Here is a 13268-nt window from a genome sequence, read left to right as displayed (position 1 = left end):
CGTGGAAAGAGTGGAGTCGAACATGGCCACGTACGACATCTCCAAGCTGCACCCGGTCTTCGTCCGCCAGATGGAGGCGCTGGCCGCCCTCGACATCGAGGCGGTCATGAAGAACTACACGGACGACGCCGTGCTGCTGCGCTTCGAGGGGGCCTCGGTGGGGATCGAGGCGGTGCGCGAGACGTTCACCGGCTACCTCTCGGTCAAGCCCACCCTGGTCGAACTCCAGGAGTACGTCGAGACCGAGGACACGATCTTCTACCGGGCGATCATGAACCTGAACGGTCAGCCGGAGCACGCGTTCGGGACACTTGTGGTCCGCGATGGCCGGATCTGGCGTCAGACCGCCGGGTTCGGCAGCTGAGCCCCGAGAACTGGGTAGCGTGTGCGGGGAGGGCGGGGGCAGCGCCCTCCCCGCGTGCGCGAAGCGAGTGACAAAGGGGAGTCAATGGAGCGCGAAACCGGTCGCGTCGAGGCATTCAGCGACGGCGTGTTCGCCATCGTCATCACCATTCTCGTTCTGGAACTCAAAGTTCCGAAAGAAACGGGATCGGAGTTCTGGCACGGCGTCTGGGAGCAGTGGCCGCATTACGCCGCCTATGTGGTGAGCTTCCTCATCATCGGCGTGATGTGGGTGAACCACCACACCATCTTCAGTCACCTCAAGCGGGTCGACCGCCCGCTGTTGTTCCTGAATCTCCTGGTGCTGATGGTGGTATCGGTGATCCCGTACACGACCACCGTGCTCGCCGAACACCTCATGGAGGAAGGCGGGTCGGCCAACGCGGCCGCCATCCTCTACAGTTCGCTCACCGTCGCCTACGCCCTGGCCTTCCTCGCCTTCTGGTGGTACGTCACGCGGGTCGGCCACCTCTTCCACGAACAGGTGGACAAAGAAGGCGCCCGGGCGACGCGAATGCGGTTCGGCCTGGGGGCGATCGCCTACCCCATGACCGTGCTCCTGTCCTTTTTCTCCGCACCGCTCACTCTCGGCGCACACTTCCTGATCGCGCTCTACTATGCGGCGAACCAGATCCCGATCCCACTCGTGGTAGAGGAAGAGCGGCTCGCAACTGCCGGCGACCTCAGGAAGTAGCCGCCCTGGCCTACGGCCGTTCTGCGCGGTCAAGTAGGGTATTGGATCTAGCTGGTCGCGGGGGAGGCCCAGATGGCTCGCGTAGTCCTGCCGGAGGATTCCGCAAAGGAAATCTCCGAGTTGATCGACGTCCTGATCTCTCTGTTCTTCGAGTCATTACCCCGGCGGGACCAGCGAAACTGGGCCCGCGTTTATCTCAACGGTCTCGTGCGGACCAATGGGAAGAAAACAATCCGTAACATCGCCGGAACCGGCGCGAGTTCCGTCGAGCAGAGCCTCCAGCAGTTCATCAGCAAGTCCCCGTGGGACTGGACCCCCGTACGCCGGTCCCTCGCCCAGCACATCGAACGCACCGCCCAGCGGCCGCTGGCCTGGGTGGTGCAGCCGATGGTCATCGAGAAGGCCGGCGACCGCTCCGTGGGCGTGGGCCGGCAGTTCGTCCCCCAGCTCGGCCGCACGGCCAACTGCCAGCAGGCCGGGGGCATCTGGCTGGCCTCCAGCGAAGCCAGCTTCCCGGTCGAATGGACCCTCACCCTCCCCGGGCCCTGGACCAGTGAACTGCTGCGCCGCCGCCGGGCGGGCATCCCCGACACGGCACGCTCGCTCACCCCCGCCCAGGACGCCGTGCACGCGGTCCAGCGCATGGCCGCGACCTGGCAGCTCCAGCGGCGGCCGGTGGTGATGGAGGTCTCCAACAGCGACCTCCCGCAGTGCATCGAGTCCTTCACGCTCCAGGACATCCCCTTCGTTTTCAAGGTCGACGGCTCGCTGCCCGTCTCCTTCGGCGGGTCCGGGCGCCACAAGCCCGGACTGCACACCGCCCCCGCCCGGGAACTCATCGACTCGCTGCGCTCCCAGCGCCGCGTCGTCGAATGGACCCGGCACGGCCGCGCCGAGGGAGCGGTGACCCTGCTGACCTCGGCCTCCATCCTCGCCACCGCCGGCGAGGACCGGCCCGCCGCCGCGCCGCCCACCCCGCTGCTGCTCGTCGGCGCCTGGACGGAAGCCGCCCTGCTGCCCTCCGAGTTCTGGATCACCAACATCGGGGACCGGCCGCTCGCCCAGCTCTTCCTGCTGGCCAAGCTCACCGACCGGGTCTCCCTGGACTTCGCCGAGACCTGCGAACCCGTCGGGATCCGCGACTTCGAGGGCCGCTCCTTCCGCGGCTGGCACCACCACGCCACCCTCGCCAGCGTCGCCCACGCCGCCCGGCTGCTGGGCAGCGCCGGAGGACGGCTGCCCGACCCGGCGCCGCTGCCCTACCAGGGCCCGACCCGGCCCCGGCCGCCCGCCGTCCTGCCGCCGCGGCCGCTCATACCCGGCCAGGCACCCCGCCGCGAATACATCCGCTGATGCTGGACATCGCGGGGGAACTCCGCACCTGGTGCGCCGAGCGGCGCGAATTCGCGCTGGCCACCGTCGTCGCCGTCAGCGGGAGCGCGCCGCGCGGCCCCGGTGCCTCGCTGGCCGTGGACGCCGGGGGCACCGCGCTCGGCTCCCTGTCCGGGGGCTGCGTGGAATCCGCCGTCCACGAGCTGTGCCTGGAGGCGATCGCCACCGGGGAAGGGGGCGTCCACCGCTTCGGGTACAGCGACGACGACGCCTTCGCGGTCGGGCTGACCTGCGGCGGGATCCTGGACGTACTGATCACCCCGGTACGCGGGCACGACCCGGTGCGGCCCGTCCTGCGCTCGGTGCTCGACCAGGCCGGGGCCGGCGCGCGGACCGCGCTGGCCCGGGTGGTCGCCGGGCCGCCCCGGCAGCTCGGCCGGGCCCTGGCCGTGCGGGCCGACGGCTCCTACGAGGGCCACCTGGGCGGCGGCCCCGCCCTGGACCGGGCCGCCGCCGAGCGGGTGCGGGACCTGCTGCTCGCCGGGCGGACCGGCACCGCCGAGCTGGGGACGGCGGGCGGGCTGTGCGGTCAGCCGCTGACCCTGCTGGTCGAGTCGGCCGCCGAGCCGCCCCGGCTGATCGTCTACGGGGCCATCGACTTCGCCGCCGCCCTCGCGCGGATCGGCGCCTTCCTCGGACACCGGGTCACCGTCTGCGACGCCCGGGCCGTCTTCACCACACCGGCCCGCTTCCCCGACGCCGACGAGGTCGTCGTGGAGTGGCCGCACCGCCACCTCGCCGCCGAGTGGGAGGCCGGCCGGCTCGACTCCCGGACCGCCGTCTGCGTCCTGACACACGACGCGAAGTTCGACGTACCGCTGCTGTCCCTCGCGCTGCGGCTGCCCCTCGCGTACGTCGGGGCCATGGGGTCGCGGCGCACCCACACCGAGCGGGCCGCCCGGCTGCGGGAGGAGGGCGTGCCCGAGGCCGCGCTGGCCCGGCTGCGCTCACCCATCGGCCTCGACCTCGGCGGCGGCACCCCCGAGGAAACGGCCCTCGCCATCGCCGCCGAGTTCACCGCGGTCCGGCACGGCGGCAGCGTCACGCCGCTGGCCGACCGCCACGGCCCCGTCCACCGCCGGGTGCTCCCGGTGGGCGGACCGGCGGGGCGCGGCTGAGGGGCCGCCGGGCGCCCGCGGGGCCGCCGGGCTGGAGGAAGCGACCAGGCGGTCCTTTATGTCCTGGACGATCGGACCGGGCTGCATAAACACCGGGCCATGGGAGAATGAAGTACGTGCGTTTCCTCGGCTGCCCTGTCGAGGGCCAACTCCGATCGACTGGGATGTTCAGCACGTGCGTTTCCTCAATGACCAGAAGCCGCCGTACGACCTGACGTACGACGATGTGTTCATGGTGCCGAGCCGGTCCGCGGTCGGTTCCCGCCAGGGCGTCGACCTCTCCTCGCCCGACGGCACCGGCACCACCATTCCGCTCGTCGTGGCCAACATGACCGCCATCGCGGGACGCCGGATGGCCGAGACCGTCGCCCGCCGCGGCGGCATCGTCGTCATCCCGCAGGACATCCCGATCGAGGTCGTCACCGACGTCATCTCCTGGGTCAAGACGCGCCACCTCGTGCTGGACACGCCCATCACCCTGGCGCCCACCCAGACCGTCGCCGACGCGCTGTCCCTGCTGCCCAAGCGGGCGCACGGCGCCGGAATCGTCGTGGACGGCGACAACCGGCCCGTCGGCGTCGTCACCGACCACGACCTGACCGGCGTGGACCGCTTCACCCAGCTCTCCGAGGTCATGTCGAAGGAGCTGCTGCTCGTCGACGCCGACATCGACCCCCGCGAGGCCTTCAACAAGCTCGACGCCGGCCACCGCAAGCTGGCCCCGGCCGTCGACCGGGACGGCCGGCTCGTCGGCATCCTGACCCGCAAGGGCGCCCTGCGCGCGACCCTCTACACCCCGGCGACCGACGCCAACGGCAAGCTGCGCATCGCGGCCGCCGTCGGCATCAACGGCGACTTCGTCGGCAAGGCCAAGCAGCTGCTCGACGCGGGCGTGGACACGCTCGTCATCGACACGGCCCACGGTCACCAGGAGTCGATGATCAACGCGATCAAGGCCGTCCGAGCGCTGGACCCGCAGGTCCCGATCGTGGCCGGCAACATCGTCGCCGCCGAGGGCGTCAAGGACCTGATCGACGCCGGCGCCGACATCATCAAGGTCGGTGTGGGCCCCGGCGCCATGTGCACCACCCGCATGATGACCGGCGTCGGCCGGCCGCAGTTCTCCGCGGTGCTGGAGTGCGCGGCGGAGGCCAAGAAGTACGGCAAGCACGTGTGGGCCGACGGCGGCGTCCGCCACCCGCGCGACGTGGCGATGGCGCTGGCCGCCGGCGCCGCGAACGTGATGATCGGCTCCTGGTTCGCCGGTACGTACGAGTCCCCGGGCGACCTCCAGCAGTCGGCCGACGGCCGCTTCTACAAGGAGTCGTTCGGCATGGCGTCGGCGCGCGCCGTACAGAACCGCACCTCGGAGGAGTCCGCGTACGACCGGGCCCGCAAGGGCCTGTTCGAGGAGGGCATCTCCACCTCGCGCATGTTCCTGGACCCGGCGCGGCCCGGCGTCGAGGACCTGATCGACTCGATCATCGCGGGCGTGCGGTCCTCCTGCACGTACGCGGGCGCGGGCTCGCTGGCGGAGTTCGAGGAGAAGGCCGTGGTCGGCGTCCAGTCGGCGGCCGGCTACGCCGAGGGCAAGCCCCTGCACGCCAGCTGGAGCTAGTTCCCGTCATCCCGTGGCCCCGGCCCGTCCGTTCGGACGGGCCGGGGCCACGGGCGTGTCCGGCCGGTCAGGGGCGTCCGGGGGATCAGGGCCGGCCCCGGGCGTGATCCCCCGGACACCCCTGACCCGCCGTTCGACCGTTCGGCAGCGCCGTTCGACCGGTGGGCGCCCGGGGGCGCCGGATACGTCAGGCGGCGGATAACTCCGCGCCGGGTTTCGGTCACGCTCAGGTCATCCGACCCGGAAGAGGTGACCTGGTGACCACCGACCTCGCGCGCCGCACCACCGATGAGCGGGCCCTCGCCCGCCTCCACCGCGACCACGGCAAAGCCCTCTATGGTTTCCTGCTGAGCCTCACCTTCGGGGACCGCCACCGCGCCGAGGACCTCGTCCAGGAAACCCTCCTGCGGGCCTGGAAGCACCCGGAAGCCGTCGAGAGCGGGGACCACGCCTCCATGCGGCCGTGGCTGTACACCGTCGCCCGGCGGCTCGCGATCGACGCCCGGCGGGCCCGGCTGGTGCGGCCGGCCGAGGTCGGGCCCGATGCCCTGGACCAGTCCCCGGCCGCCGACGACCGCACCGAACAGGCCGTCGCCGCCCTGGACCTGCGCGAGGCACTGCGCTGCCTGAGCCCCGAACACCGCGCCGTACTCGACCTGATCTACTTCCGCGGGGCGTCGGTCTGCGAGGCCGCCGCGGCGCTCGGTGTGCCCTCCGGGACCGTCAAGTCCCGTACCTACTACGCCCTGCGGGCCCTGCGCGCGCTGCTGCCCGGCTACGGCCGCCTCGCCGCCTGAGCCGCCACCTCCGCCCGCGAGCGGACCTGGAGCTTGGCCAGGATGTGCGAGACGTGCGTCTGCACCGTCCTGGGGGAGAGGAACAGGGCCGCCGCGATCTCCGGGTTGGTCCGGCCCTGCGCGACCAGCAGCGCGACCTTGAGCTCGGCCGGGGTCAGCGACTCCCAGCCGTTCGACGCCCGGCGCCGCGCCGCCCGGCTGCCCCGGCGCACTCCCAGGCTCCGCAGCCGGGCCTCGGCCCGCGCGATGTCCCACCGGGCGCCCGGCTCCTCGTACGCGTCCACCGCCCGCGCCAGCGACTCCCGCGCCCCCGCCAGGTCGCCGCGCCAGGCCCGGGCCACCGCCAGGTCCTCCAGGGTGTGCCCCAGCACCAGCGGCCATCCGCCCCGGCCGGCCCGGGCCACGGCCCGCGCCAGCAGTTCCGGATCCTGCGCGAACAGGCCCCGGCAGCGCAGCAGCGCCAGGGCCGGCCCCGGGTACTCGGGCAGGGCCGCCGCCGTACGGGCGCACGCCGCGACCGCCGCCCGGGCCGTCGCCGCGTCCCCGCACTCCAGCGCCAGCCGCACCGCCTCCGACAGCACCCAGGGCCGGTCGTACACCGTCGCCCCGTCCACCCCGTCCGCCAGGGCGGGCAGCAGCGCCGCCAGGGCGTCGGCGGGCCGGCCGTCCCGCTCGGCGAGCAGCGCGCGGGCCAGCAGCACGTGCGAGGCGTACCGGCGGGCGGCCGGACTGCCGAACGCGTCCTCGGACAGCGCCGCCAGCTCCGCCCCGGCCGCCGGCCGGTCGTCGCGGTGGCCCAGGACCAGCGCCCGCAGCCCGCGCACCACCACCGGCAGCCAGCCGTCCGACACCGGCAGGCCGTCGGCCCGCGCCACCCCGGCCAGTGCCGCGTCCCAGTCCCCGAGCCGGTAGTGGAACTCCGCCAGCAGCGCCTCGGTCACCGCCAGCCGCCCCGTCGAGCGGGTCCGCACCGCGAGCTCCCGGGCCTCCCGCAGCGCCTGCGCCACCGCGTGCGGCTCGTCGAACCGCATGAGTTCCTCCGCCTGGTTGGCGAGCAGCAGCAGCCGCACGTCGTTCGCCGCCGGGCTGCGCCGCGCGCAGGCGATGCCCTCCGCCACGTGCCGCAGCGACTCCCGGCCCCGGTTCAGGTGGAACAGGGCGAACGCCATCGCGTGCTCCACCTCCGCCCCGCACAGCGGATCGCCCAGCCGCCGGGCCCGCTCCACCAGCGGCCCCGCCAGCCCGTACGCCTCCTGCGGCCGGTGCAGCTCGGCCAGCGCCAGCACCCGGCACGCCTCCAGGCGCAGCCGGTACCCGGCCGAACCGAACGGCTCCGCCAGCGCCCGCCGCGTCACCTCCAGGGAACGCTCCATGTCCCCCTCGATCATCAGCGCCGACACCAGCTTGAAGGCGAGGGCCGCCCGCCGGTCCGCGTCGGCCGCCCGCTCCCACAGCGTCTCCAGCAGCCGCGCCGACTCCGGGCGGCGCAGCAGCAGCGCCGCGTCCGCCAGGTTCTCCTCCAGTGCTTCCAGCGCGCCCGGCTCGGCCGGAGGCCCGCCCGGGCCCCGCGCGATGGCCCGCTCCAGCAGCTCCGCCGCCAGGCCCGGGGCCACCGGGATCAGGTCCGGCGCCGCACCGGCGAGCCAGCGCGTCCCCCACCCGTCGGGCGCCCCGCCGCCCAGCAACTGCTCGGCGGTCCGCGCCGGGTCCAGCCCGGCTCCCGCGAAGGCCCGGGCGGCCTCCCGGTGCAAGGTGGAGCGGACGGAGCGGGGGGTCTGCCGGTAGAGCGCCTCGCGGAGCACCGGGTGGCGGAACCGCAACTGCTCGCCGGTGTCCTCCAGCAGCCCGTCCAGCAGCGGTTCCTCCAGCTCCGCGAGCAGCTCCCGCACCGGCTTCTCCCGTACGACGGCCAGCTCGCGCACCGTGAAGGACGGGCCCAGCACCGCCGCGTGCCGGAGGGTGGCGCAGGCCGCCCGGGACAGGGAGTGCAGCGCCCGGGTCACCGAGGCGGGCGGCGGCGCCACGTCCCGCGCGGCCGGATCCAGTTCGGCCGTACCGGCCGCGACCGTGACGCCCGGGGACCAGTGCCGCGCGAGTTCCCGCAGGAGCCGGGGGTTGCCCCCGGCGCCCGCGGCCGCCTCCCGCAGCCGCGGCCCCGGCGGCGCCCCGAACAGCTCCTGGAGCAGCGCCGCCGCCTCCTCGGCCGACAACGGCTCCAGCCGCACGACCCGCCCGCCCGGCTCCGCGCACAGCCGCTCCACCTCGGGCCGCCGCGGCACCGCCCGCCGGGTCACGGCCAGCAGCAGCGGCAGCCGCCCCGCCGCCCGGCCCAGCCGCTGCCACACCAGCAGGCTCGCCGGGTCCGCCCAGTGCAGGTCGTCCAGGACCAGCAGCACCGGGCCGGCCGCGCACCAGGCCTCGGCCCCGGCCACCAGCAGGTCCATCGCCGCCAGCAGCGCCCCGCCCGGCCGCGCGGGATCCGCGGCCTCCCGCAGCAGCGCGATGACCGCCGCCCGGCCCGGGCCGTCGGGGTGCAGGCAGTCCAGTACGGCCCGCAGCGCCAGCCGCTCCCCGAGCGGGTCGGCGGCGCCGTAGCGGACCCGGCAGCCCAGTGCGGCCGCCTCGGCCAGCGCCTCCCGCACGAGAGCGGTCTTGCCCGCGCCGGATTCGCCCTCCACGACCAGGCGGCCCCCGCCGCCCCGTGCCCCGCCGCGTACCCAGTCCCGCAGCTCGCCACGCTGATGCTCTCGCCCGACCCGCACCTCGGCGGTCCTTCCGGTCATGCCGCGCCTCCCGCAGGATGCCACGTTCAAGGCCGGCGGTGCCGTTCGCCGGGGCCGGAACTGTGCACACCGGGCCGGTACTTGGGGATGCGCACCGTGACCTTCATCCCGGCGCCGACCCCCGTCTCGATGACGAGCCCGTAGTCGTCCCCGTAGACCTGCCGCATCCGCTCGTCCACGTTCGGCAGCCCCACCCCGGACGACGATCCCGCCCGCTCGCCGGCCAGGATGCGGCGCAGCAGGGCCGGGTCCATCCCGACGCCGTTGTCCTCGATGGTCAGCACCGCTTCCGAGCCCGCGTCCCGGGCGGCGATGGTGATCCGGCAGCGGGCGGTGGAGTCCTCCAGCCCGTGCTTGACCGCGTTCTCCACCAGCGGCTGCAGACACAGGAACGGCAGCGCCACCGGCAGCACTTCCGGCGCCACCTGCAAGGTCACCGTCAGCCGGTCGCCGAACCGGGCCCCGGCCAGGGCCAGGTACTGCTCGATGGAACGCAGCTCCTCGGCGAGGGTCGTGAAATCGCCGTGCCGCCGGAACGAGTACCGGGTGAAGTCGGCGAACTCCAGGAGCAGGTCCCGCGCCCGCTCCGGGTCGGTGCGCACGAACGAGGCGATCGCGGCGAGCGAGTTGAAGATGAAGTGCGGGGAGATCTGCGCCCGCAGCGCTTTGATCTCCGCCTCCATCAGCCGGGTCCGGGACCGGTCCAGCTCCGAGAGCTCCAGCTGGACCGACACCCAGCGGGCCACCTCCGTCGCCGCCCGCACCAGCACCGCCGACTCCCGCGAGCCGTACGCGACGAGCGCGCCCAGCACCCCGTCCTCACCGGTCAGCGGGGCGAACACCGCCCACCTCAGCGGGCAGCCGGGCCGCTGGCATTCCGTACGCAGGCTCAGGCTGCGGCCCGACTCCAGCATCGTCGCCACCCGGGCCATCGCCCGCCGCTGGTGGTGGTCGGCGCCCGGCCCGTCCCAGGCCAGCACCGCCTCCCGGTCCGTCAGGCACAGCGCCTCGGTGCCCAGCAGGGAGCGCAGCCGCCGGGCGGCCTTGCGGGCGGCGTCCTCCGTCAGCCCCGCCCGCAGCGGGGGAGCGGCCAGCGAGGCGGTGTGCAGGGTGTGGAAGGTGGCCCGCTCCACCGGGGTGCCCAGGTCCAGCCCCGCGGCCCGCTCCCCGCGCCGGGCCTGCCACCGGCCGCCCGCCCAGCCCAGGGCCAGCAGCGCCGCCGCGCCCAGGACGGCCACCGCGAGCAGCACCGCCCCGGTCACCGCCCCGTCCACCGCGCACCCCCGGTGCGGTCCCCGGCGACGTCCTCGGGCAGGTGCAGCCGGGCCAGGGTCGCCGCCGTACCGGCCGGGATCCGGGACCGGGTGGCCAGGGACACCGCCACCATCGTCAGGAACCCCAACGGCACCGACCACACGGCCGGCCACGCCAGCAGGGTGTGCGCCCAGCCCGCCGGCACCAGCCCGCCCCGGGTCGCCACCACCGCCCCGAGTGCCGCCCCACCGCCCGTCACCAGCCCGGCCACCGCGCCCGGCGGGGTCAGCCGGGACCACCAGATGCCCAGCACCAGCAGCGGGCAGAAGGACGACGCCGACACCGCGAAGGCCAGCCCCACCGCGTCCGCCACCGGCACGTCCGCCGAGGCGACGGCCCCCAGGAGCGGCACCAGCATCGCCACCGCCACCGCGACCCGGAACGTCCGCACCCGCCGCCCCGGCAGCACGTCCTGGTTCAGCACCCCGGCCACCGCCATCGTCAGCCCGGAGGCCGTGGACAGGAACGCCGCGAAGGCGCCGCCGGCCAGCAGCGCCCCCAGCAGTTCCCCGAGCAGCCCGCCCACCATCCGGTGCGGCAGCACCAGCACCGCGGCGTCCGCGTGCCCCGTTAGGGCCAGCTCCGGCGCGTAGATCCGGCCCAGCGCCCCGTACACCGGCGGCAGCAGGTAGAACACCCCGACGAGTCCGAGCACCACCAGCGTGGTGCGCCGGGCGGTCCGCCCGTCGGGGCTCGTGTAGAACCGCACGGCGACGTGCGGCAGCCCCATCGTGCCGAGGAAGGTGGCCAGGATCAGCCCGTACGTGGCGTACAGCTGGTGCCGGCGCCGGCTTCCGGACGGTGGCTCCGACCGGCTGGACACGCCCAGCCCGGCCTGCGCGCCGGTGTCCGGGACCACGCTGTCCGGGGTGAACCGGAGCAGCGCGTGTGCCCGTACGGTGTGCTGTCCGGCGGTCAGGGTCACCGGCTCCGCCGCGTACGAGCGGCCGTCCACCTGCCCGGTCACCGTCAGCGTGAGCGGCGCGCCCAGCGAGATCCGCAGGTCCTGGGCCGGGGTGACGGCGGTGTGCTCGCGGAACACCGCCGGGGCGTCGAAGGTGGCCCGCGGCGCGCCGTCCGCGGCCCAGGCGCCGATCAGGAAGAACGCGGGGACCAGCAGGGCGGTGAACTTGAGCCAGTACTGGAAGGCCTGGACGAAGGTGATGCTGCGCATCCCGCCCGCCCCCACGGCCGCCGTGACCACCGAGGCCACGACGACGCCCCCCACCCAGTGCGGGGCTCCGGTCAGGATCTCCAGGGTCAGCCCGGCGCCCTGGAGCTGGGGCAGCAGGTACAGCCAGCCGACGCCGATGACGAACAGCACCGCGATCCGGCGCACCGTCCGCGACTCCAGCCGGGCCTCGGCGAAGTCGGGCAGCGTGTACGCGCCCGAGCGCCGCAACGGGGCCGCCACCAGGACCAGCAGCACCAGGTACCCGGCCGTGTACCCGACGGGGTACCACAGCATCTCGGGCCCCTGGAGCAGCACCAGCCCCGCGATCCCGAGGAAGGAGGCGGCGGAGAGGTACTCGCCGCTGATCGCCGCCGCGTTGAGGCGGGGGCCGACGGTGCGCGAAGCCACGTAGAAGTCGGAGGTGGTCCGGGATATGCGCAGACCGAGCGCGCCGACCAGCACGGTGACCAGGACGACGACGGTGACCGCGGTCAGCGCGTACGTCTGGTTCACCGGCGCACCCTTCGGCAGGGGGAGGAGTCTCCGGAGTCTACGCAGCGCCGTGTACATGGCGACAGACGCGATCCGGCACAAGGTGGCCGAACGGCCCGCCGTACGGGAGGCGTTCGCGGGGTGCCGGACAGCGGGTTCAGATGGCGGGGTCGCGGTGCTCCGCGCAGTCCCGCAGGGCGATCTCCAGCTCCACGTACGACTCCTCCGCCCGCCGGAACGCGAGCGTCAGCGCCGCCTCCGCGCGCGGCGGCAACTGCTGCCGGGCGCCGTCCTGGGCCTCGTAGAGCACGTCGGCCCAGCGCGCCGCCACGCTGCGCAGCCGGGCCAGCAGGGCCTCGGCCTCGGCGGGTTCGGCGGGCCGGGTCCGGGGCAGTCCGGTGAGCGCGTCCAGCAGCGCCTGGATGTCGGGCATGTGCGGGGCTCCTCCCGGACCGGAAGATCCACGATACGCGCGGGCCGCCCGGCCGGGGCCGCTTCCGTCCACCGCTGCGGCCGACGGGCCCGGCGGGTCGCCGTACGTCCGTCCCGGCGCGACGAACGGTGCCCGCGCACGCCGGACGGTCGGCGGATGCCGTACAGCGCGGGCCGGGCGGCGTGCGCCCGGCGTCCGGACGGTCCGTCAGCCGGTCGCCTGCCGCATCAGCAGGTCCCGCAGCTCCCGCGCGTGCCGGCGGCTGACCTGGAGCTCCGCCGATCCGATCCGGACGCTGGTGGTGCCCCCGTCGAGGCGCAGTTCGTCGATCCGGCCGAGCGCCACCAGGTGCCGCCGGTGGATCCGTACGAAGCCCCGCGCCGCCCAGCGCTCCTCCAGCGTCGACAGCGGGATCCGCACCAGATGGCTGCCCTCGTCGGTGTGCAGCCGGGCGTAGTCGCCCTGGGCCTCGACGTACGCGATGTCGGCGATCGCCACGAAACGGGTCACCCCGCCCAGTTCGACGGCGATCTGTTCCGTGGACCGGTCGGCGACGGTGACCTCGGGGGCCGGCCGCTGCGCGGGCACGACCGGGGGCGGCTGCGGCGGCCCGGCCGGGTCCGCCGCGGCCGCGGGTTCCGCCGCCCGGTCCAGCTGGGCGCAGGCCCGCCGGACGGCTTCGGCCAGCCGTTCCGGGCGCACCGGCTTGAGCACGTAGTCCACCGCCTTCAAGTCGAAGGCCTGGACGGCGAAGCCCTCGTGGGCGGTGACGAACACGATCAGCGGCGGCCGCGCGAAGCCGGCCAGCAGCCGGGCGATGTCCAGCCCGGTCAGTCCGGCCATGTGGATGTCGAGGAAGACCACGTCGATGCAGTCGGGGCCGTCCGGGCCGCTCTCCAGCGCCCGGGTGATCCGGCGCAGGGCTTCGGTGGCGTCCGAGGCACCCTCGGCGCTGCACACCCGCGCGTCGGAGCGCAACAGGTAGAGCAGTTCTTCGAGGAGGGGCTTCTCGTCGTCGACGGCGAGTACGCGCAGCATGGAGGGAGTCTAG

General features: G+C 74.4%; 11 protein-coding genes. 6 read left to right on the top strand and 5 right to left on the bottom strand.

Annotated features, from left to right (window positions below; translation table 11 throughout):
• Nucleotides 1–22: 22 nt before the first annotated feature.
• The 6 genes from ACZ4M3_RS26530 to ACZ4M3_RS26505 all read left to right on the top strand — a co-directional run bounded on the left by ACZ4M3_RS26530 (nucleotide 23) and on the right by ACZ4M3_RS26505 (nucleotide 6021).
• Complete coding sequence (locus ACZ4M3_RS26530; protein ID WP_453351765.1) at nucleotides 23–364, top strand: nuclear transport factor 2 family protein; 342 nt, start codon at nucleotides 23–25, stop codon at nucleotides 362–364.
• A gap of 84 nt (nucleotides 365–448) precedes the next feature.
• Complete coding sequence (locus tag ACZ4M3_RS26525; RefSeq protein WP_453351764.1) at nucleotides 449–1096, top strand: TMEM175 family protein; 648 nt, start codon at nucleotides 449–451, stop codon at nucleotides 1094–1096.
• 72 nt (nucleotides 1097–1168) lie between these two features.
• A complete protein-coding gene (locus tag ACZ4M3_RS26520; RefSeq protein ID WP_467736691.1) occupies nucleotides 1169–2449 on the top strand; it encodes an IS701 family transposase in 1281 nt (426 codons plus the stop codon).
• Complete coding sequence (locus ACZ4M3_RS26515) at nucleotides 2449–3606, top strand: XdhC family protein (RefSeq protein ID WP_467736689.1); 1158 nt, start codon at nucleotides 2449–2451, stop codon at nucleotides 3604–3606. Before ACZ4M3_RS26520 ends, ACZ4M3_RS26515 begins: the two co-directional genes overlap by 1 nt.
• Before the next feature lie 175 nt (nucleotides 3607–3781).
• Nucleotides 3782–5224 carry a GuaB1 family IMP dehydrogenase-related protein gene (locus ACZ4M3_RS26510; protein ID WP_467736687.1) on the top strand — a complete coding sequence of 481 codons (1443 nt, stop codon included), beginning with the start codon at nucleotides 3782–3784 and terminating at the stop codon, nucleotides 5222–5224.
• Nucleotides 5225–5481: 257 nt separating this feature from the next.
• Nucleotides 5482–6021 (top strand): sigma-70 family RNA polymerase sigma factor, encoded by a 540-nt coding sequence (locus ACZ4M3_RS26505; protein ID WP_467736685.1) that lies wholly within the window; start codon nucleotides 5482–5484, stop codon nucleotides 6019–6021.
• Here the strand turns inward: ACZ4M3_RS26505 and ACZ4M3_RS26500 are convergent.
• The 5 genes from ACZ4M3_RS26500 to ACZ4M3_RS26480 form a co-directional block, all read right to left on the bottom strand.
• Nucleotides 6000–8804, bottom strand: coding sequence for an ATP-binding protein (locus ACZ4M3_RS26500; protein ID WP_467736683.1), 2805 nt, complete (start codon nucleotides 8802–8804; stop codon nucleotides 6000–6002). The two genes, ACZ4M3_RS26505 and ACZ4M3_RS26500, sit on opposite strands and share 22 nt — an antisense overlap.
• Before the next feature lie 26 nt (nucleotides 8805–8830).
• Nucleotides 8831–10066, bottom strand: coding sequence for a histidine kinase (locus tag ACZ4M3_RS26495; protein ID WP_467736681.1), 1236 nt, complete (start codon nucleotides 10064–10066; stop codon nucleotides 8831–8833).
• Nucleotides 10063–11805, bottom strand: a complete 1743-nt coding sequence (locus ACZ4M3_RS26490; RefSeq protein ID WP_467736679.1) for a sodium/solute symporter — start codon at nucleotides 11803–11805, stop codon at nucleotides 10063–10065. Before ACZ4M3_RS26490 ends, ACZ4M3_RS26495 begins: the two co-directional genes overlap by 4 nt.
• Before the next feature lie 136 nt (nucleotides 11806–11941).
• On the bottom strand, nucleotides 11942–12217 hold the full coding sequence (locus tag ACZ4M3_RS26485) for a hypothetical protein (RefSeq protein WP_467736677.1): 276 nt from the start codon (nucleotides 12215–12217) through the stop codon (nucleotides 11942–11944).
• Nucleotides 12218–12424: 207 nt separating this feature from the next.
• A complete protein-coding gene (locus ACZ4M3_RS26480) occupies nucleotides 12425–13255 on the bottom strand; it encodes a LytR/AlgR family response regulator transcription factor (RefSeq protein WP_467736675.1) in 831 nt (276 codons plus the stop codon).
• Between the last annotated feature and the right edge of the window lie 13 nt (nucleotides 13256–13268).

It is taken from the genome of Streptomyces sp. NPDC026522, assembly GCF_055567555.1.
The sequence above is the reverse complement of the archived record's forward strand: the minus strand, read 5'-3'. Positions and strand labels throughout refer to the sequence as shown.

Excerpts from the sequence above, each read along its gene's own strand:
- ACZ4M3_RS26480 (WP_467736675.1), bottom strand. The coding sequence starts at position 13,255 with ATGCTGCGCGTACTCGCCGTCGACGACGAGAAGCCCCTCCTCGAAGAA.
- ACZ4M3_RS26530 (WP_453351765.1), top strand. The coding sequence starts at position 23 with ATGGCCACGTACGACATCTCCAAGCTGCACCCGGTCTTCGTCCGCCAG.
- ACZ4M3_RS26520 (WP_467736691.1), top strand. The coding sequence starts at position 1,169 with ATGGCTCGCGTAGTCCTGCCGGAGGATTCCGCAAAGGAAATCTCCGAG.
- ACZ4M3_RS26515 (WP_467736689.1), top strand. The coding sequence starts at position 2,449 with ATGCTGGACATCGCGGGGGAACTCCGCACCTGGTGCGCCGAGCGGCGC.
- ACZ4M3_RS26485 (WP_467736677.1), bottom strand. The coding sequence starts at position 12,217 with ATGCCCGACATCCAGGCGCTGCTGGACGCGCTCACCGGACTGCCCCGG.
- ACZ4M3_RS26525 (WP_453351764.1), top strand. The coding sequence starts at position 449 with ATGGAGCGCGAAACCGGTCGCGTCGAGGCATTCAGCGACGGCGTGTTC.
- ACZ4M3_RS26500 (WP_467736683.1), bottom strand. The coding sequence starts at position 8,804 with ATGACCGGAAGGACCGCCGAGGTGCGGGTCGGGCGAGAGCATCAGCGT.